This window comes from Paenibacillus sp. UASWS1643 (genome assembly GCF_008693195.1).
Lineage (GTDB): Bacteria > Bacillota > Bacilli > Paenibacillales > Paenibacillaceae > Paenibacillus > Paenibacillus amylolyticus_B.
This window is the reverse complement of record NZ_VXKZ01000100.1, coordinates 58,426-77,742: the sequence shown is the minus strand read 5'-3', so window position 1 is coordinate 77,742 and position 19,317 is coordinate 58,426. Positions and strand designations below refer to the sequence as shown.

Genomic DNA, 19,317 nt, shown 5'->3' with positions numbered 1-19,317 from the left:
AAAGAGAGAAGGAGTTGAACAGATCATGTTTTTAGCGATGAAGGAGTTAATGCATAGTAAAATGAAGTTTTTGATGATTATCATTATCTTCGTACTCATGGCTTGGTTGGTATTTATTTTATCCGGTCTGGGGAATGGATTGTCCACGCTAGCCGCATCAACATTCAAGACCATGAAGGCTGATTATGTCATCTTTGAAGAAGGGGCTCAGTCTTCCATGAGCAAGTCACTGCTGTCAGATCAACTGGTGGCGAAGGCGGAACAACTTCCTAATGTGGATGCTGCATCACCTATGGGAAGTACGATGGCAACAGCAATGAAAGAGACGAGTACCAAGAATGAAGATAAAGTCGATATAGCGATTATAGGAATTAACCCAGGAAGCTTCCTGGAACCAGCTATTGTAGAAGGTGAAAACCTGTCTTCCGAGAATCCCACCGGGGTGGTTGTGAATTCGACCCTAAAAGATGAGGGCTATAATATCGGGGACACCTTTCAACTGGATGGCACGACGGAATCATTGACCATTATCGGATTTGTGGAGAATCAGACCTATAACCACGTTGCATCCGTATTTACCCCAATGGCTGAATGGCGGAAGATTGCCTTTGCGGCTCCAGGTTCAGATAAAGGAATTGCCGGAACGGTTAATGCGATCATGTTACAAGGCGAGAATATTGATCCAGAAACTATAAATAAAGAGTTATCCAGTACGGATACAGTTACCCGGTCGGAAGCTGTGCAAGGCATGCCAGGATACAAAGAAGAGAACGGAACGATCCTGATGATGCTTGCATTTCTGCTCGCGATCTCTGCATTTGTACTCGGGGTATTCTTCTATGTCATTACGATGCAAAAAACCAACCAGTTTGGCATTATGAAAGCGATAGGCGCTAGTAACCGTTTCTTGGGAAAAGCCATTATCTCGCAAGTGTTTGTCCTTTCGCTGACTAGCATTGTTGTTGGAATCTTGCTGACTTATGGGACAGCAGCAATTATGCCAAAAGGAATGCCATTTAAGCTGGAAACCAGTCTTGTCTTCAATTATTCTATTATCCTGCTGGTTATCGCTATGTTAAGTTCACTGGTATCTGTTCGCAAAATTACAAAGATTGATCCGCTTAAGGCGCTCGGGAGGGTTGAATAATGAGTAAGGGATTGCACATGCGGGAAGTCACCATGTATTATGCCGAAGGAAACAATCGGATCACCGCGCTCGATCATGTATCCATATCCGTGGAACCGGGGGAGTTTGTTGCTGTGGTTGGACCTTCTGGTTCTGGTAAAAGTACATTCTTATCTATTGCTGGGGCAATGCTGAAGGCCTCCGAAGGAGATATTCAACTAAACGGAAATCATATTTCGAAGCTTACGGAGAAAGAGCTATCTAATATACGGCTGCAAGAAGTTGGATTTATTATGCAATCTTCAAATCTAGTTCCCTATCTAAATGTCCTGGATCAACTGCTAGTTGTAAAAAGAATGGCGGGAACGGTTAAAAAAGAGGATAAGGCATTTGCCACCAAGCTGCTGGAAGAACTGGGGCTCGGTTTGAAGTTAAAAAGTTTCCCCGAAGAGTTATCCGGTGGTGAGAAACAACGGACAGCCATTGCGCGTTCTTTAATGAATAATCCCAACATCATCTTGGCCGATGAACCAACCGCCAGTTTGGACACCAAACGAGCCCATGAAGTGGTTAGTCTAATCGCGCAAGAAGTGAAATCACGCCAAAAAGCGGCCATTATGGTTACCCATGATGAACGCATGCTTGAATATTGTGATAAGGTATATCGGATGTATGATGGCGGTTTGTCCCTAGCTAAATCATAAATATATGGACCCAACCCTATACCATGTCCTTAGCTATTATTTTCATGAAAATCTCCTGTCCAGAAAAATAGCCCGTTAACTAGCAATTTAAGCCTGTCCATCACTCCGCTTGTTATCTCACCTAGGCGCTAAAGTCACTGGGGTCTTTCACCCACAAGCATCATTTCATGTTTGCTCTGCGATGGTCTGCTCCGTCGATAGGCACTTGGTGACATACCGCTCTGTTTGTTGAAGATGCGATTGAACTGGGAAAAGCTGGCGAACCCGCACTGTGCAGCAATGTCCGTAATTTTTTCACTCGAATTCAGCAGCAATTGCTGGGCATTTCGAATACGGGTCATCTGCACATACTCCGTGAAGGTGAAACCAGTGACCCTGTTGAATTGGCGGGACAAGTGGTGGGCACTTACATAAAACCGCCGGGACACCTCGTCCAAAGATAAATCCTGCTGATAGTGGCTGTGAATATAGGATGCAATGGCATACATGCGCCGGGACATCGATGATCCTGTCTCTTCTCGCACATACCCGTTCTCTGCCGCGTAACGATGAATGGCACACAGAAATTCTACAAATTTATGATGGATCACAACCGGTTGAAGCGTAGAGCACTGCTGGGATATGGCAAAAATATCATTGATGGGCGCGAGGATTTCTTTGCGCCGTTCTTCCGGGAAGCGGAAAATCGGAACCTCTTCATCAAAAATGGAGAATAGTTCATTGTAACCGCTCTCAAGTCCTGGCATATGGCGAGGCATCGCAAAATTAATCATCAACCGTTTTGGCGGTGTACCTTTCGGATACTGCGTCTTATGCAGCAAAGAAGGTCGCAGCAGCACGATATCCAATGGCTGAATCTCATATAAACTGCCTTCAATAATATGCGCAGCCGTACGATCCAGAAGAATACAGACTTCATAGAAATCATGAAAGTGCTGAAACTCCATATTCAGGTCATGAGAACGCTCGTCATAGTCCAGATGATAAAAGAGTTCGTCTCCAGGCTGATTGACATGGATTACATATCCCTGCTCGTATGTCAAAACGGATGTTGTCATGGACATGCCTCCTATCCCGATACTAATGATTTTATTTTAGCATGAAATGCAATAAAAAGACGTCTTTTTCAGCATACATTACGTAGTTTGCTCCCTTTCCCCTTTGTTATGATAGAGTTGATATGTTAGCGCTTGCAGTATGCTTGCTCCAACGACGACTACAGCCTGTACTTACTACAAACCAAGGTGGGAAACCAACATGAAAATGAATTCCTTGTATACTCGGATCCATACCATAGTTAAACACTTGGAACGTGCACGACTGACCTCAAAGACATATATACCGGAGCTTTATCATAAAGAAAGTGGTTACCACTCCTGGGAACTGGTGCATGAAGACCCTTCCTCCTGGAACGTATTTCGTAAAGGTGATGGCTGGGGCGGTAAAGATGTACACAGCTGCTTCAAAAGCCGGATTCGCATCCCGGATCATATGGAAGGAAAAAAAGTCGTATGTACCATTGTCACCGGCGCGGATGATATCTGGAACTATGATAATCCGCAATTCCTGGCATTCCTCAATGGGGAATTGATCTGTGGTCTGGATGTGAACCATACGGAAATTGACCTGACACCTGCCGCGGCAAAAGGGGAAGAATTCGAACTGGCTTTATATGCATACTGTAGTACTTCGGCGGCCGATGTCTTTCTCAATGTCTATGTAGCTGAGCATCATCAGCCTGTCACCGATCTATATTACGATCTCAAGGCTGCGCTGGATGCTGCGGATCTGCTGCGTGAGGATGACCTGGAGCGGCTGAATTTGGTCGAACATCTGAATAAAGCCGTGAATCTGCTGGATTTGCGTCAGGAGAACAGCGCAGAATTCCATGCGTCGGTGCTGGAAGCGCGCCGATATTTGCAAGATCATCTCTATGGTGATGTCCGCCCTGCTGGTGATCACATCCCAACCGTTCACTGTATCGGACACACGCATATCGATGTGGCATGGCTATGGACATTGGATCAGACCCGGGAGAAGGTCATTCGCAGCTTCGCGAGTGTATTGTATCTGATGGACAAGTTTCCAGAATACACGTTCATGTCCTCGCAACCCCAGTTATATGCGTACCTGAAAGCAGACTACCCGTCTCTCTATGAAAAAATCAAGGAAAAGGTAGCCGAAGGCCGCTGGGAAGCCGAAGGTTCGATGTGGCTGGAAGCTGATTGTAACTTGATCTCCGGCGAATCCATGATCCGTCAAATTATATACGGGAAGCGTTTCTTCAAGGAAGAGTTCGGCGTGGAGAACCGTGTTCTCTGGCTGCCGGATGTATTTGGTTATAGTGCAGCGATGCCGCAGATTATGCGCAAGAGTGGCATTGATTATTTTATGACAACCAAAATTGCCTGGAATGATACAAACCAGATTCCGAACGACACAATGTACTGGAGAGGAATCGACGGATCAGAGGTCCTGACCCACTTCATCACAGCAACAGACTATGACAAACATCCCGATTTCAGGCAGCGTCGCTTCGAAACGACTTATAATGGACGGTTTAATGCTTCGCAAGTGAAAGGCACGTGGCAGCGATACCAGAACAAAAACATCAATGCAGATGTCCTGCAATGTTTCGGTTTCGGGGACGGCGGCGGTGGGCCAACCGAGGAGATGCTGGAGCATGGCAGACGACTTGATGTCGGATTGCCGGGTGTACCCGCGGTGAAACGTACCTTTGTACGCGAGTTTTTCGAGAAGCTGGAGCAAAATCTGGCGGATGTTCCTTCCGTTCCCCGCTGGTCGGGTGAGCTGTATCTGGAGTATCACCGGGGTACCTACACGTCCATGGCGCGCAACAAACGGTACAACCGTCATAGCGAATTTGCACTGGCCGATGCCGAACTGTATGCCATGATTCATCGTCAGGCAAATGCACAGGCGGCCTATCCAACCGATGCACTGGAGCATGCATGGAAGCTGACGATGCTGAATCAGTTCCATGATATTCTGCCGGGCAGCTCCATTGAGCAGGTATATGTGGATTCCAAAGAGCAATATGAAGAAGTTCTGCGTGTCACGGATGAGCTGAAAGACAGCGCACTGAACGGCATTGCGAGCCAAATTACATCTGATGACGAAGCCATTGTCGTATTCAACACCACCGGATTTGTACGGACGGATGTGGTTGAACTGCCTGCTTTTGCGAGAAAAGTGACCGTCTATGATGGAGATCGCCCTGTACCAAGCCAGCGTACTCCCGAAGGCGGACTCGCGTTTCTTGCAGAGAACGTGCCTGCATCCGGGTATAAATCCTTCCGAATCACACCGGATCTGACAGGCGAGCTTGTCGCGGGCGTTTCGGTTGCACAGTGGGAAACAGATCAGCGCCACATCCATACACCTTGGTACGATATTCACCTGAATGAAAGTGCCGAATTCACATCCGTATGGGACAAGCTGGAGGGCCGTGAGCTGCTTCAGTCTGGTAAGCGTGGTAACGTGCTGCAAGTGTTCGAGGATCGACCTGCGGAATACGAGGCATGGAACATTGACGATTATTACGAACAGCATATGTGGGAGATTAATGACCTGCAGTCGCTGGATTGGGTTGAAAGTGGGCCAGTGCGTTCCGTGCTTCAAGTGAAGCGACAGTTCCTGGACTCTGTCATTGAGCAAACGATCATCTTCTACGCGCATACACGCCGGATTGATTTCCGTACGTTTGTGGACTGGAAGCAGGAGCATTTGCTGCTGAAAGCCGCCTTCCCGCTCGATATCTGGAGTGAGAAAGCAGTCTACGAAATCCAGTACGGCAACGTTGAGCGTGCTACCCACCGTAATACGAGCTGGGATCAAGCCAGGTTCGAAGTGTGCGGACAGAAGTGGGCCGATCTGGCGGAGAACGGGTACGGCGCTGCTCTGCTGAACGACTGCAAATATGGATATGATATTCATAACTCCGTGATGCGATTGTCGCTGATCAAGAGCGCAACGTACCCGAATGAAAATGCCGACAAAGAGCAGCACGTATTCACCTACGCGCTCTATCCGCATCAGGGCGACTTCCGTGAAGGACGTGTCATCCAAGCCGCTTATGATCTCAACCGTCCTCTGGTTGCCCGTGAGATTGTATCGCAAACCGGTGCATTGCCGGGAATATGGTCACTGGCATCGGTAGATCAGGATAATGTCGTGCTGGAGGTTATCAAAAAAGCCGAGAACAATGATGATATAATCATCCGTCTCTATGAAGCACACGGCCGCCGCAGCCGTGCTTCCCTGCAATTGCCTGAGGGAGCAGGTGCTACGGCGTATGTGTGTGATTTGCTCGAGAACAACGAAGCAGAATGCGCCGTGGAAAATGGTCGAATTACTTTTGATATCAAACCGTATGAGATTCTGACCTTCCGTATCCCTGCCGGACACTAAACAGAACTTACGTAACATGGAAAACTGCAACAATGCTTAATATGCTTCAACAATAAAGGGCTGCCTCCTGTCATATCTGACATGGGAGCAGCCCTTTATTTGTCGTTCTTTAAAATTCTTCGTACTCGCTTGGGTCCTGATCCCACAACCGTCCATCTGGACGATTAAATGCAGAGATCAGCTGCATCTCTTCTGTGCTCAACTCAAAATCGAATATATTAATATTTTCTTGCTGATGCTGCAAGGAGCCCGCTTTCGGAATTGGAATGGAACCCAGCTGAACATGCCACCGCAGAATGATCTGGGTTGGTGTTTTCCCATGCGTTTCCGCGATTCGAAGAATGTTCTCATCCTTCAGAATATCCTGTACCGCATCATTGCCACGTCCAATCGGACTCCAGGACTCGTTCACAATGCCATGCTTCGCGTCCTGTTCCCGCTGATCAGCTTGGTCAAAGAACGGATGCAGCTCAATCTGATTCAGACTCGGTGCTACCCCCGTCTCCTTAATCAGGCGTTCATTGTGCTCAGGCAGGAAGTTGCTGACGCCGATGGATCGGATATATCCACGCTTTTTGGCTTCGATCAGTGCTTGCCATGCCTCGACATACATGTCCTTCTTCGGATTGGGCCAGTGAATCAGATACAGGTCGTAATAATCCAGATCCGCTCTGTACAGGGATTCCTGGATCGCCACGAGTGCTTTATCCTGAGCGTGATAACGCCCCGGCAGCTTCGAGGAAATGAGCAGTTCTTCTCTGGCGATGGAGCTTTGCTTAATTGCTCTGCCCACGGTTGCCTCATTCTCATAGTTATACGCCGTATCAATTAATCGATAACCCGCATCCATGGCGGACGCAATCGATTTAACGCCTTCTTCACCTTTCAAACTATAGGTACCAAATCCAATTGCAGGTACTTTCAAGCCATCGTTCAATGTATATTCCGGAATCTGACGGTTCATGTGAGACCTCTCCTTTGCCAAAAGGTTAGATTTTCGTTCCGAGATTAGATTGTTAGAAAATATACGTCCTCTCGTTATTCTACCCCTTCACGCCGGCTTGAATCAATGCGAACTCCTCTACATCTAAGCCATCCAATACCACTTCAACTCGGTAGACCTATCACAGACATATACATCTATTTGCCATCTCCTACAATTATATCTGTGATGATGTCTAACTGCTTCTCTACCGCAATAGGGTCACTCGGAAGGAACTGATCAAAGCTAATGGAGTACACGTGACCCGCTTTCCCGGCTGGTGAGGCATCAATCAACTTTTGCACATCCTTGAGCTTGTCCTCAGCTCCCTCATTGACGGCCAGGAACAGACGGTCACCGATAAATTCGGGAATGACCTCGGTGGAAATCTCCCACGTTTCTCCGTGAATGACGTCCGACTCTACCTTGGCCGTTGGCTTCAACCCAAGATATTTATAAATAATGTTGCCCCCCATATTGGTATCTCCGTATACAAAAAGAGCATCTGGACGCACGTTTAATATAGAATACGTTTCATCCGCACGAACATAAGGGCTAATTTTCGCTTTGTACGCTGCGATTTTGGCTTTGAATTGCTCATTCCATAACCGCGCTTCCTCTTGTTTCCCGAGAATATCCCCAAACATCTCCACATCTTTAATCGGGTCATTATACTGCTCGGCAACAATGGTTGGAGCGATCTGACTCAGTGCATCATACCCGCCTTCCACAGCTTCTGCGAATGCTGCCGTTGTCACAATCAGATCTGGCTCCAGTGACAGGATTTTCTCGGCATCTGGCGGAACGCCCACATCTGAAATACCGGAAGTATCATCTATAAGTGGGTTATCTAAGATATATGTCGTTGTGCCAACCGGCTTCACCCCCAGCGCCATCAACTCACCCAAGTGATAGAAGCTGACGACTCGCTGTGGGTTCACAGGAATCTCGGTTGCGCCTTTCAGATGTTTATATATTCGCGTTTCCACAGCTGTGCTGTCTGTAGCTACAGCAGTGTTCGTATCTGATGAAGCTGGCTGGGAAGCCGTTGCTCCTGGAGTACTACTGGTCTGGCATGCACTTAGAAGCAAGGATGTGCATAATAACATCATGGCCCCAAAGGCTGGTCTTAAAAATCTAAACATGGATGTGTCCCCTTCCCCAATCCGTTGATAATAAGTCTCATTCTCATTATGAGAACCGGAGTTAGGGGTTACAATAGACGATTCTAACCCACGTAATGGATTATACTGAACTTGAACCCGTTTCCGATATTGTGTACGAAATTGTATTGGCGATAAGCCGGTATGCTTTTTGAACAAGCGACTGAAATAATACATATCCGCATAACCTACGTTGCTTGCTATTTCCTGGATACGGGCTTCGGATCTTAGAAGGTACTGCTTGGATCTGTGAATCCGCACATGAATGAGATATTCAATCGGTCCTAGTCCAATCTGGTTTTTGAACAAACGGGATAAATAGCTGGCACTGCAATGGTATCTCTTGGCCAGTTCCTCGGCTGTAATCAGCTCGCTATAGTGATCGTGAATATAGTGGATTGCGTCAGTGACGATATTGGGTTTGCTGTTTTCCTTTTTAGCCCATGTCTGAATCTGTTGCCGCATGATCTCGTACACCAACGGAAGAAAGACCGACTGTGCCTGTAGCTTGTCTATGGAGGCGGGTTCTTGCCACAGACGGTTCATGGCTTCACACTTTTCCTGAACAGGGAGTAATGCATACGGTGCAAACCCATACGTCATCTGGAAACCCTTTCGATCTTCCGGCGATTCACACTTGGCTGTATATAAAATCAGATAACAGGCAAAGTCCTGTTCCAACGGTGTAATACTTAGCCCAGCATCTGCTCCCCCGTGCAATATGTATGCTGAATGAGTCTGGTAGACCTCGCCTGATATCCTTATCCTAGCCTCTCCATGAGTAGTGATTAAGAAGAAGCTGTTATGTGCCACATCGTGATCAGGAACCGCTCCATGCTGCGCACGATAATACCGAATATCCAGTAATCTAACGGCAGTTCGGCTCCACTGTTCGATATGAGCTTCCCAATCCATACACGTTCCCCCTACTTCTTCGTTCTTAAAATATGCCTATTATATCACAGACAAAAAGCCATCAACCCAGATGGGTTAATAGCTTATGAATGAGTAGTATATTGGAAAAGGATAGAGCTGTTATGAGCCCCTAGTACTCTCGCACCAATTGTTTATCCTCTTTCAGTTGCACAATGTCATGTCCGGTTGGATTCTGGAAGGCCCGCAGTCCAAATGTTGACGCCACCGCGAAGATATGGTCAAAGATATCTGCCTGAACGTTCTCATATACACCCCAGTTGATATCATTGCTGAATGCATAGATTTCCAGAGGCAACCCGCGATCTTCCGGTGCCAATTGACGCACAATCATCGTCATATCTTTATTGATTTTTGGATGATTCCTCAAATATTGATGGATATATTCCCGGAATACACCGACATTTGTCAGCTGTCTGCCGTTCACGTTGCTTTCAGTATTCACCTGGTGCTCCATGTTGTACGCTTGAATTTCTTTAAGTTTGGAAGTGACATAATCCGTCAGGTAATGAATCTTCTCAAATTCCGCCACCATCTCTTCCGTACAAAAACGAATACTGCTGATGTCAATATAGATACTCCGCTTAATCCTTCTGCCACCGGACACCTGCATGCCTCTCCAGTTCCGGAACGAGTCCGAAATAAGGGCATAGCTTGGAATCATCGTAATCGTTTTATCGAAATTCATCACTTTCACTGTGTTCAATGTAATGTCGATGACATCGCCGTCCGCATTATACTTGGGCATCTCGATCCAGTCTCCGACGCGCACCATATCATTCGACGATAGCTGTACGCCAGCCACGAGGCCCAGGATCGAGTCTTTGAACACGAGCATTAATACCGCCGATAACGCCCCAAGTCCACTGAGGATAATGAGCGGATTCTGTCCGATCAGGCTGGAGATGACGATAATGCCCCCGATAATGAACAGAACGATCTTGGCTACCTGAATGTAACTCTTGATTGGACGAATCTTCGACACCTCATAGGTACGATAGATATCATCGAATACATTAAGCAAAGCATTCAGTACCGTTATCATGATGACAATCATGTAGGTCATTGCTGCTTTTTCAATTATGGCCTGATAGGGCGAGAACATATAAGCCGAATAATAGATTATAATGGCTGGCACAAGATGCGAAAGTTTCTGAAATAAATTTTTTTGAACCACAATATGGCCCCACTTGAAACGGTTGTTACTTACGATACGATGAACCGTCTTCAGTACCACTCGCTTGGCAATCACATTCGCCAATATCGAGATCAGTGCGATAAAAATAATCATAATGATGTTTGAAAGATAACCAATGGAGGGTCCACTCATGCCGAGTTCTTCTAGTTGATTTTTAATAAAGTCCATTGTTTCCTCCTGACATAATCTAGTTTAGCCTATTATTATAAAGTAGTTTGAGAGGGCAAGCAAAGTTTGTGCTCCCGCTCCGTTCTTCCTATGTATTATATATATTAAAAAAAGACCCTGTCATTCAAAGAATGATGGGTCCACCTGATTATGTTATCTTTTCATCCTGCTCACGTGAAATGTCCAACAGCTCAGTTACCGTCACCAATCGGTACCCTTCTGCGACCAGTTCCTCCACCAGCATACGAACCGCCTCCACCGTCTGGGAACGGTCTCCGTACCCGTCATGGAATATCAGCACGCTGCCAGGTTTTACCGCAGACCGGGTATGCTCCACGATATGCTCAACGCCGGGATTATCCCAATCTTTCGCATCACCGTTGACCGCACCAATCGTGCGATATCCACGCTCCGCTGCCAGAGACAGTATATCATCGTTTACGCCAAAATACGGCGGTCGGAAGCTGCGGGCAGGTTGCCCCGTAACTTCTTGAACAAGATGTTCTGCGCGTTGCAACTCTTCCCCGGCTTCCTCCAGAGTCAGTTTGGTCAGGTCCGGATGCGTGTATGTATGGTTTGCGATCTCATGCCCTTCACGGTGTACCTCCGCCGCAATCTCCGGATGAGCCTCTATCTCTTTACCAATCATGAAAAACGTTGCCTGCCCACCGGCACGACGGAATATCTCAAGAACTTGAGGTGTATACACCGGATGCGGCCCATCATCAAACGTAAACGCCACAACCTTTTCCCGAACAGACTCCTGCTCTACCATCGCGATATTGACCATTAATAATGACCCCTCTCTGCAACTGACTGGCTACATACCCCTTATTATTCCATGTCCACAGGCTCCGGTCTAGTCCAGAGATCACACCTTGCGAACTCCCAGCTCAAGCTGATATCTACCAGAAAGTGAATACAGCGAACGAGCAAGCAAGTAGCAAGACCTTTTACCTCACGCCCTCCAGTCCAGCCTGCATCTAACCTTTAATCGCGCCTGCAATCATGCTCTTCTGCACCTGTTTGTTCAACAGCAGATAGATGATCACCGTTGGCACCGTCGTAATCATCAGTCCCGCACCAATGATGCCCCATTGCGTAATGTACGTTCCCACCATCGACATCATGCCCACCGTCAATGTCTGATAAGCCGTGTTATTGATAAACGTGACCGCAAACATCAGCTCATTCCAACACGACAAAAACGTGAAGATGGCTACCGTTGATATAGCCGGGGTTACCAGAGGCAGAATGATAGAGAAAAACGTCCGGTAGATGCCGCAGCCGTCGATCACCGCCGACTCCTCCATCTCTCGCGGGATACCTTTGAAAAAGCTGCCCAGAATGAATACCGCCATCGGAATGCCAAACGCCACATAGGGAATGATCAGTGACCAATAGCTGTTGAGCAGGCTCAGATTCTTCAAAATAATAAACAATGGCAGCAGTGCCGCATGGATCGGCACCATCATGCCCAGCAAAATAATCGTCATCGTGAACCCGCTGAGCCTCCAGTTCATTCTTGTGATTGCGTATCCCGTCATCGAAGATAAGATCAGTACCAAGACAATGGAGGCCGCAGTAACCAGCACGCTATTCATAAAATAGGTTAGCACATGGCCGTCGGACATGGCTTTGGTATAGTTGCTCCACAGAAACGCCTTCGGCAATCCGGCAACATCGCCGCTGAAGATTTCACTGTTATCCTTCAAGGAAAACAGCGCCAGCCAGATGAGTGGGTAGATCTGCACAATTGCGACGAGGATCAGAAACGCTTGCAGGAACACCTTCCCGATTGGTCCGGAGATGGACCTTGGCTTGGGCTTTTTTTGCAACATGACTTCTACGGTACTCATGCCTCAGGCCTCCTTCTATTCCGTTTTGAACAATGAATTAATGAGGATCGTACATACCAGACACTCCACAATGATAAATACCGAGATTGCACTGCCATATCCGTACCGGAACGTATCAAAAATGGTGGCGTACATCAGTGTGCTCGGCACTTCAGTGGTGTAGAACGGCCCGCCGCCCGTTAGCACATAGATCAGGTCAAACACCTTGAATGCACCGATGACCGAAAATACAAGGCTTACCTTCAGGATGGGCTTCATTAAAGGGATCATAATGGACCACGCCGTGCGAAGACGTGAAGCACCATCCATTCTTGCAGCTTCAAGCACATCCTGTGAGACGGATTTCGCTCCTGCGTACATCAGCAGCATGTGATACCCCACGTACTGCCAGAGGGTTGGGATAAAAGAAGCCGCAAGTGCCGTGTCCTTCTGCCCCAGCCAATCCTGTGCCAGGCTGGATAAGCCGATATTTTGTAGCAGCACGTTCAGCAGACCGTAATCGGCATTGTAGATTTTTGACCACAACTGGGCAATAACCACCGTTGAGATCAATACCGGGATGAAAAACACGGTCCGGTAGAACCCTTCCCCCTTGACGTTGGACGCCAGAATCAGCGCGAGCACCAGCGAGATCGGCAGTTGAATGAACACCGAAGCTCCCGCGAATAACAGGGAGTTTTTGATCGAATTTAGCACCCGGGTATCCTTAAACATCTCTACATAGTTGTCCAGGCCGATAAATGTCCCCCTGCCTACGCCGTTCCAGTCCAGCAGACTGTAATAACTGGAGACAAAGATTGGAATAAGCACAATGCCGCAGAACAGAATCAGTGTGGGCAGTACGAAAACAGCTATGGTGCCTTTATTGGAAAATACAGAGTTCATTGTTGTTCTCCTCTCAAAGGCGTGACCGGGATATACCGGACCACGCCTTGTTTGGGTTCATCTTCATGGTTAGAGGCGGTAGCCGTGCAAGCTCACAAGGTCTATGCGTAAGATATTCACAGGGAATTGGCACAGACATGTAGTGTAAGGACCTTCCAGGACCTGTAAGCATTTAAATTGTAAGCTTGCACACGCATACCGCATTCGCTGGATTTGTTTTCTCATAGTGGCGCTCGTGGAAGATATGCCCGCCTACTTGTTTCCTATAAACTTAGCTCTGTTGGTTTGAGCTGTGCCATCTGTTTGCAGAACTCCTCCGGTGTTACATCGCCAGCCAGCAACTGGGCAATCAGGTTTTTGTGCGCTTCGGCAGACTCTGCTGGCAGAATGTTATCCCACCACGCGATGAATGAGGTCGCCGTTTTCATAATATCTGCCGCAGACAGATCCAGGGAGGACAGACTGGACGTGTCGAGAGCATCGGTTTTCCAGCTTGGCAGACCGGCTCCGGCCAGGAAACCTTGCGTACCCAGCTGCTCGCTCAGATACTTGAGGAATTCCACCGCTTCTTTCGGATGCTTGGTATTCTGGTTAATGTAGAAACCATCCACGGCTCCGCCGAAGATTTCGGTATTTGTGCCTTGCCCATCCTCAAACACCGGGAACGGAATCACTTTCACTTTGCCTTTGACTACGGAGGACGGATCCTCAATTCCTGCATTCACCCAGTTGGCCTGGAACATCATCGCCCCGTTGCCTGCATTGAATGCCCCAAGCATCTCGTCATAGCTCATGCTGAACATGCTGCTGTTGAAAGCCCCTGCTTGCGCAAGCTGCTGCATCTTGGTTGCGGCGGCAACAAAGTCGGGCGAATCCCACTTTGACGGATCTTTAAAGGCTTCCATTACCGCAGCATTGCCTGCCTGGCGCATCGCAATAATGTCGTACCAGTACATGCCTGGCCAACGGTCTTTTTCCCCAATCACAGCCGGAGTAATTCCTGCCGCTTTCAGCTTCTCGATTGCATCCAACAGTTCGTTATAGGTGGTCGGAATCTTGGCACCCGCCTGCTCGAACAATTCCGTATTCACGTAAAGGTTGGCGATATGAGTGTACACGGGCAACGTGTAGATTTTGCCGTCCATATTGATCGCTTCAGCCATACCCGGGCCCATCCGTTCTTTGATACCGTCCGTCAGGTAACTTGAGATTTCCAGCACATTACCGGATTTGATGTAAGGCTGCATGAAGCTACCGCCGCCCATGCCATAGAACAGGTCTGGCGCTTCACCAGCTGCAATCGATGTTTTGACTTTGGTTTTGTACTGTTCTCCTGTTGTGCCCGTACGTTCAACCTGAATGTCTGGATGCTCGCTGTTCCACTTCTCCACAATCTCGGGTAGCAGCTTGGCCGAAGGATCGGTATTGCCGACCGATTGATCCCACAGCGTCAGCTTGATCTTGCCATTACTTTCCCCCTGTGCACCGCCGGACGAATCGGTTGAACATGCCACCAGACTGCTTACAATGCCCAGCGTCAGAATTAGACTTGCCGATTTTTTTAATAGCGCTTTCATATCTACGGACCTCCCTATGTGTTTTCGTTGGTTCTAGCTCATATTTTAGGCAAACTGTGCTTTGTTCTCCATTTAGAATACAGGCATCGATTTGTAATTTTCGAACATATGTGGAATTGGAACCGGAAGCGGGTTTATGCTCAGACCTTCGCCGCACTCCCCCAACACTCCAGACTACATTCTCGTTTTTCATGTTTTTACATTTCGATATTCATTCATGGATCGGCCGATATGCTTTTTGAACAAGACGCTGAAATAGTGTGGGTCCGGGATACCTACCTGTTCCCCAATCTCATAACCTTTCATATCCGTCTGTTTCAGCAGCAGTTCAGCATTCTTCATGCGGAGTTGGGTCAGATATTCCACAAATGTCTGCCCGGTTTCTTTTTTCATCAGCCGCCCCAGATGGCCCGAACTTACGTAAAAAGCAGCCGCGGTACTGGAAAGCCCCACTTCGGCATTGCCCATATTCTCATCAAGATAAGCCATCACCCGATCGATCAGGTTGCCTTCCTTGGCCTGTCGCTTGGCTTGTATGACATCTGATACGTTGCGGACATGCTGATCCAACATACTTTTTAGTTCGGGCAGATGATCTGCTGTAAAAATGGCCGCAACGGCCTCTTTGTTCAATGCATGCTCTCCATCAATCTGCTGCTCTATGGCAGCACGCTGGCACTCCGTAACCACATCCATGGCTGCCATCCGAAACTGTGAAACGTCCGAGAACGGCACAGACAGCATTCGCTCCAGCAACAATACGGCTTCTTCCCCCGCACCAACACTGACGTAAAATTGCAGTTGTTGGAGCAGCTGAGCATCCGAGTGGTAGGGCCTTTTCCCGCCTTCGATGACCAGATCTTCGAAGCAAATGACCTGATTTTTTCCCACAAACGCCTGATAATCCAGTGCACGACATGCTTCCCGGTAGCCCACACAAGCCTTTCCCCATCTTGATTGCCATTGCCCAATCCCTACGGTCACATCAACTTCACACCCTTCGAGCTTAAGCGTATGTTGAAGTTCTTCCTGAAGCTGCTGTACCTGATTGGCAAATTCCGTATCCGCACCAAACGAGAGTACAACGATCCGGTTATGCGGGTCCATAACGATAAGGGTGTGTGAATCCTGCGGATAAAAAGCCTGCACCTGCTTCATGCCTACCATTCGCAGCAGAATATGTATTTCCTCAGCGGGTTGTGGATGGGCTTCTGTCTGATGCCGGCTTATATGGGTTTGATCGTGTTGAGGCTCTCGTTGAACTTGACTGAATTGGTGGGGTTGACGGGCTTGATAAGCTTCATGAACTTGATGAGATATGTCGGGTAGATGTGGATATACCTCTGGTGCAGCTATCTTCACTTTCGGTACAGCAACCTCCACCTCTATTACTGCGATGCGTAATCCCGGTTCACCAGACGAGATAGGAATGCCGAAGAATTGCGCCTTCTCGTGTAGTTCATCCTCAGGCACCACATGACTTAACCATTGATTCACAAACCTCTCCCTGAGATAAGGCAAGCTCTGCTTCATTTCCTCCCGCAACTTCATCAGCTCGTACTCACGTCCGACCTCCTGTTCGATCGCCGCTCGCAGCTTCGCCGTAACCTGTAATAACTCAGAAGCACGAATGGGTTTCAAAATAAAATCGGATATGCCCAGCTTCACGCTCTGACGAGCATACTCAAATTCATCATGTCCCGTCACAACCACGATTTTCAGGCTCGGGTAACGCTCCATGAGGAGACGGCTCAGTTCAATGCCGTCCATCTTTGGCATGTATATGTCCGTGAATACGATGTTTGGACGCAACAGCTCCACCTGATCCAAAGCCTCAGCGGCATCGGAGGCCTCGCCAACGATGACCATGCCTTGCTGCTCCCAATCGATACGCATACGCAGCAGATTTCGGATGAGATATTCGTCGTCCACAATCAATACCTTTAACGGTTCCACAGTTATTTCCATGATTCATCGGCTCCCTTCGGGATCGTTATGATAATGGTTGTTCCTTTTCCAACCTCGCTCTCCAGCTTGAGTCCATCTTCTCTGTCATAGAAAATACGAAGTCGCTCCATCGTGCCCCACAAGCCAAAGCTTGGATTGTGTTTAGAGTTATAGGTAATCTTAGAAAGATTAGAAAGATCGGAAGGATTGGAAGGATTAGTTGAATTAGATGAGTTGGTTGAGTTAGTTGAGTCAAAACGGTTAGAACGGTTTATTTCTTTGCGTTGAACCTGCTGTATCTCTTCCTCGGACATGCCGACTCCGTCGTCAGTGATCGTTAGAATTACCCCTTCCTTGGATCGATGTGCTTGAATGCGTATCGTGCCTGGGCTGCCTTTGGGACGAATGCCATGATACAGTGAATTTTCCACCAGCGGCTGGAGCACGAGCTTGGGAATCATCACCCGCTCACAATCTGAAGCAATATCGTACCGCACCTCAAACACACCGGGGTAGCGCACCTGCTGGATCGTCAGATAATTGCGTACAATCTCAACCTCCTCGTGCAGTGTAACCAGTTCACGACCTTTGCTGACACTCAGTCGATAGTAACTTCCGAGCGCTTCTAACAGCTCACATACCTTATCTTTCATGCCCGACATGGCCAGGGAGGTGATGGAATCCAGTGTGTTGTATAAAAAATGCGGCTTGATCTGCGCCTGAAGTGTATTCAACTCTGCGCGGCGGATTGTCTGCTGCTCCTGAATGATTCGTTTCAGCATCTGGTCGATCTGCTCAATCATCTGGTTGTATCCTCCATATAACTGTGCGAACTCGTAGCTGTTCAGCTCAACCGTCACTTTGCGGAAGTTGCCACTTGGCGCTTTCTGCATGGCACGGAGCAGCTTGTGAATCGGCTTGATGACACTGCGCGAGATGATGAATGAACTCACAAAAAAGACAGTCCCATTCACCGCCAGCAGGATCAACGCGAGCAGCACCATGGATTTATTACGGGTATCGGTAGCCCGGTATGGACTCATGCTGATGAATTTCCACTGATCATCACCAGCCGAACGATAGGTCACTGCATATTCCTGACCACCCGATTGCAAGGTGATGAAGCCGGAGGACTGCTCTTGAAATGTTTGTTTTAACTTGGCCTGATTGGCCTCTAACATCTCGTACATCCCTTCCTGTCCAGAAGCCGCAGACATGGATGCGTCGGATACCGCAGGCACGTCTTTCTTCCCATCGGTTGCGTTGGTTGCGATCACCCGCTGATGCTCATCCAGAATGGCTACCTGAAATGAATCCGGTGCAGAAAGGTTGGCGTAGGCTTGCGCGATGGATGCTCCCTTGATGTTCATAACCAGAAATCCAAGCGGAGACGTATCATCCAGATCCCGAATGAGGCGAATAAACGAGACCACCTCTTGTCCTTCATTCTCCCCCATGGCCGAGACTCCGCTATCGTTGCTGCCACCATTCAACCTGAGCAGATATCGTCCGTTGTGCTTCAAAGCCTGTTCGTACCACGGTGCTTCCTTCACACTCGCTTCCATAAATGTGGGCCATTCCTGGGTACCGACCGAGAATCGGTGACCCGAATTATCGTAAATATAGACTGAATCGATTATTGGAACCGCTTGCATAAGATTGGTCAAATACGCGCTGACCTTGGACTGTGTCTGTAAATTGGAGTACACATTACCCTGCCGCAGCAGGTTCTGCAAGTTGGGATCGGAGAAAATCATCTTCGAATAATTGTTCACGTTCCCGATCATCAGATTAACATTGGTCTCAATGGATGTGATTGTCTGTAGTGATGCTTCATTAATCTTTCGCTGCGCGTCATTTTCCGAGATTCGATTCAACACCAACGCACTGAACGCCACCGTTAGCAGAATAATGACAAAGTAGGCAAACGGGATTTTAAAAGCCAGCGTCCTGGGTTTGCGTTGAATAAACTCTTTGAAACGGGGAGTCCAATTCTTCTTCCTTGCACTGGAGGTTGCTCTCGTGTTTGCTTTCATATTTTCGTTTGTTTCTGCATTGGTCTCGACATCTGATGCTGATGCTGTTGCTGTCGCTTTCGCTTCAATCGTTGCATCTTCTTCTATTGTTGTTCCTGCATCTGTTGTTGCATCCTTTGCTCTGTTTTTCACTCTGACCCTCCTTTGGTTCCGAAGTGTGATGGGTTTAACGGTTTGGATCGGATGACCTGTTGTGTTATCCACCACTCTCTTGGATTGTATACAATTGTATATTATAGGACGGTGTATGGAGGAGGCTCAATTCTTTTTATCGCTTGGGGATGACATGACTGAGTAAAGTAGAAATG

The 19,317-nt window shown here is 47.9% G+C and carries 13 protein-coding genes; 3 read left to right on the top strand and 10 right to left on the bottom strand.

Annotated elements, in window-relative coordinates; genetic code table 11:
- The first annotated feature begins 25 nt into the window (after nucleotides 1–25).
- Nucleotides 26–1,147 (top strand): ABC transporter permease, encoded by a 1,122-nt coding sequence (locus FE296_RS08035; protein WP_150364675.1) that lies wholly within the window; start codon nucleotides 26–28, stop codon nucleotides 1,145–1,147.
- Complete coding sequence (locus FE296_RS08030; protein ID WP_124118298.1) at nucleotides 1,147–1,830, top strand: ABC transporter ATP-binding protein; 684 nt, start codon at nucleotides 1,147–1,149, stop codon at nucleotides 1,828–1,830. Before FE296_RS08035 ends, FE296_RS08030 begins: the two co-directional genes overlap by 1 nt.
- Before the next feature lie 134 nt (nucleotides 1,831–1,964).
- On the opposite strand, the gene FE296_RS08025 is transcribed toward FE296_RS08030, so the two are convergent.
- Nucleotides 1,965–2,888, bottom strand: coding sequence for a helix-turn-helix transcriptional regulator (locus FE296_RS08025; RefSeq protein ID WP_150364674.1), 924 nt, complete (start codon nucleotides 2,886–2,888; stop codon nucleotides 1,965–1,967).
- A gap of 199 nt (nucleotides 2,889–3,087) precedes the next feature.
- Between FE296_RS08025 and FE296_RS08020 the strand changes: the two genes are divergently transcribed.
- Nucleotides 3,088–6,261 carry an alpha-mannosidase gene (locus tag FE296_RS08020; protein ID WP_150364673.1) on the top strand — a complete coding sequence of 1,058 codons (3,174 nt, stop codon included), beginning with the start codon at nucleotides 3,088–3,090 and terminating at the stop codon, nucleotides 6,259–6,261.
- 109 nt (nucleotides 6,262–6,370) lie between these two features.
- Here FE296_RS08020 and FE296_RS08015 read toward each other — a convergent pair whose 3' ends face one another.
- The 9 genes from FE296_RS08015 to FE296_RS07975 all read right to left on the bottom strand — a co-directional run bounded on the left by FE296_RS08015 (nucleotide 6,371) and on the right by FE296_RS07975 (nucleotide 19,141).
- On the bottom strand, nucleotides 6,371–7,225 hold the full coding sequence (locus FE296_RS08015) for an aldo/keto reductase (protein WP_150364672.1): 855 nt from the start codon (nucleotides 7,223–7,225) through the stop codon (nucleotides 6,371–6,373).
- Nucleotides 7,226–7,401: 176 nt separating this feature from the next.
- Nucleotides 7,402–9,321 (bottom strand): AraC family transcriptional regulator, encoded by a 1,920-nt coding sequence (locus FE296_RS08010; protein WP_150364671.1) that lies wholly within the window; start codon nucleotides 9,319–9,321, stop codon nucleotides 7,402–7,404.
- A gap of 130 nt (nucleotides 9,322–9,451) precedes the next feature.
- Nucleotides 9,452–10,705, bottom strand: a complete 1,254-nt coding sequence (locus FE296_RS08005) for a mechanosensitive ion channel family protein (protein WP_150364670.1) — start codon at nucleotides 10,703–10,705, stop codon at nucleotides 9,452–9,454.
- Nucleotides 10,706–10,853: 148 nt separating this feature from the next.
- Nucleotides 10,854–11,495, bottom strand: a complete 642-nt coding sequence (locus tag FE296_RS08000) for a polysaccharide deacetylase family protein (protein ID WP_150364669.1) — start codon at nucleotides 11,493–11,495, stop codon at nucleotides 10,854–10,856.
- Between the two features lie 193 nt (nucleotides 11,496–11,688).
- Entirely contained in the window at nucleotides 11,689–12,564 is an 876-nt protein-coding gene (locus FE296_RS07995) for a carbohydrate ABC transporter permease (RefSeq protein ID WP_190945082.1), read from the bottom strand.
- 15 nt (nucleotides 12,565–12,579) lie between these two features.
- Entirely contained in the window at nucleotides 12,580–13,449 is an 870-nt protein-coding gene (locus FE296_RS07990) for a carbohydrate ABC transporter permease (protein WP_124118305.1), read from the bottom strand.
- Nucleotides 13,450–13,712: 263 nt separating this feature from the next.
- Entirely contained in the window at nucleotides 13,713–15,026 is a 1,314-nt protein-coding gene (locus FE296_RS07985; RefSeq protein ID WP_124118306.1) for an extracellular solute-binding protein, read from the bottom strand.
- A 189-nt stretch (nucleotides 15,027–15,215) separates the two neighbouring features.
- The gene (locus tag FE296_RS07980; protein ID WP_150364668.1) at nucleotides 15,216–16,994 is read right to left on the bottom strand and encodes a response regulator transcription factor; all 1,779 of its coding nucleotides are present in this window, start codon (nucleotides 16,992–16,994) and stop codon (nucleotides 15,216–15,218) included.
- On the bottom strand, nucleotides 16,985–19,141 hold the full coding sequence (locus FE296_RS07975; protein ID WP_223868807.1) for a cache domain-containing sensor histidine kinase: 2,157 nt from the start codon (nucleotides 19,139–19,141) through the stop codon (nucleotides 16,985–16,987). The genes FE296_RS07980 and FE296_RS07975 overlap by 10 nt, the downstream gene beginning before the upstream one ends.
- Nucleotides 19,142–19,317: the final 176 nt, after the last annotated feature.

What these genes read in the sequence shown, in the direction of transcription:
- FE296_RS08035 (WP_150364675.1), top strand. Translation starts at nt 26, where the DNA reads ATGTTTTTAGCGATGAAGGAGTTAATGCATAGTAAAATGAAGTTTTTG.
- FE296_RS08030 (WP_124118298.1), top strand. Translation starts at nt 1,147, where the DNA reads ATGAGTAAGGGATTGCACATGCGGGAAGTCACCATGTATTATGCCGAA.
- FE296_RS08025 (WP_150364674.1), bottom strand. Translation starts at nt 2,888, where the DNA reads ATGACAACATCCGTTTTGACATACGAGCAGGGATATGTAATCCATGTC.
- FE296_RS08020 (WP_150364673.1), top strand. Translation starts at nt 3,088, where the DNA reads ATGAAAATGAATTCCTTGTATACTCGGATCCATACCATAGTTAAACAC.
- FE296_RS08015 (WP_150364672.1), bottom strand. Translation starts at nt 7,225, where the DNA reads ATGAACCGTCAGATTCCGGAATATACATTGAACGATGGCTTGAAAGTA.
- FE296_RS08010 (WP_150364671.1), bottom strand. Translation starts at nt 9,321, where the DNA reads ATGGATTGGGAAGCTCATATCGAACAGTGGAGCCGAACTGCCGTTAGA.
- FE296_RS08005 (WP_150364670.1), bottom strand. Translation starts at nt 10,705, where the DNA reads ATGGACTTTATTAAAAATCAACTAGAAGAACTCGGCATGAGTGGACCC.
- FE296_RS08000 (WP_150364669.1), bottom strand. Translation starts at nt 11,495, where the DNA reads ATGGTCAATATCGCGATGGTAGAGCAGGAGTCTGTTCGGGAAAAGGTT.
- FE296_RS07995 (WP_190945082.1), bottom strand. Translation starts at nt 12,564, where the DNA reads ATGAGTACCGTAGAAGTCATGTTGCAAAAAAAGCCCAAGCCAAGGTCC.
- FE296_RS07990 (WP_124118305.1), bottom strand. Translation starts at nt 13,449, where the DNA reads ATGAACTCTGTATTTTCCAATAAAGGCACCATAGCTGTTTTCGTACTG.
- FE296_RS07985 (WP_124118306.1), bottom strand. Translation starts at nt 15,026, where the DNA reads ATGAAAGCGCTATTAAAAAAATCGGCAAGTCTAATTCTGACGCTGGGC.
- FE296_RS07980 (WP_150364668.1), bottom strand. Translation starts at nt 16,994, where the DNA reads ATGGAAATAACTGTGGAACCGTTAAAGGTATTGATTGTGGACGACGAA.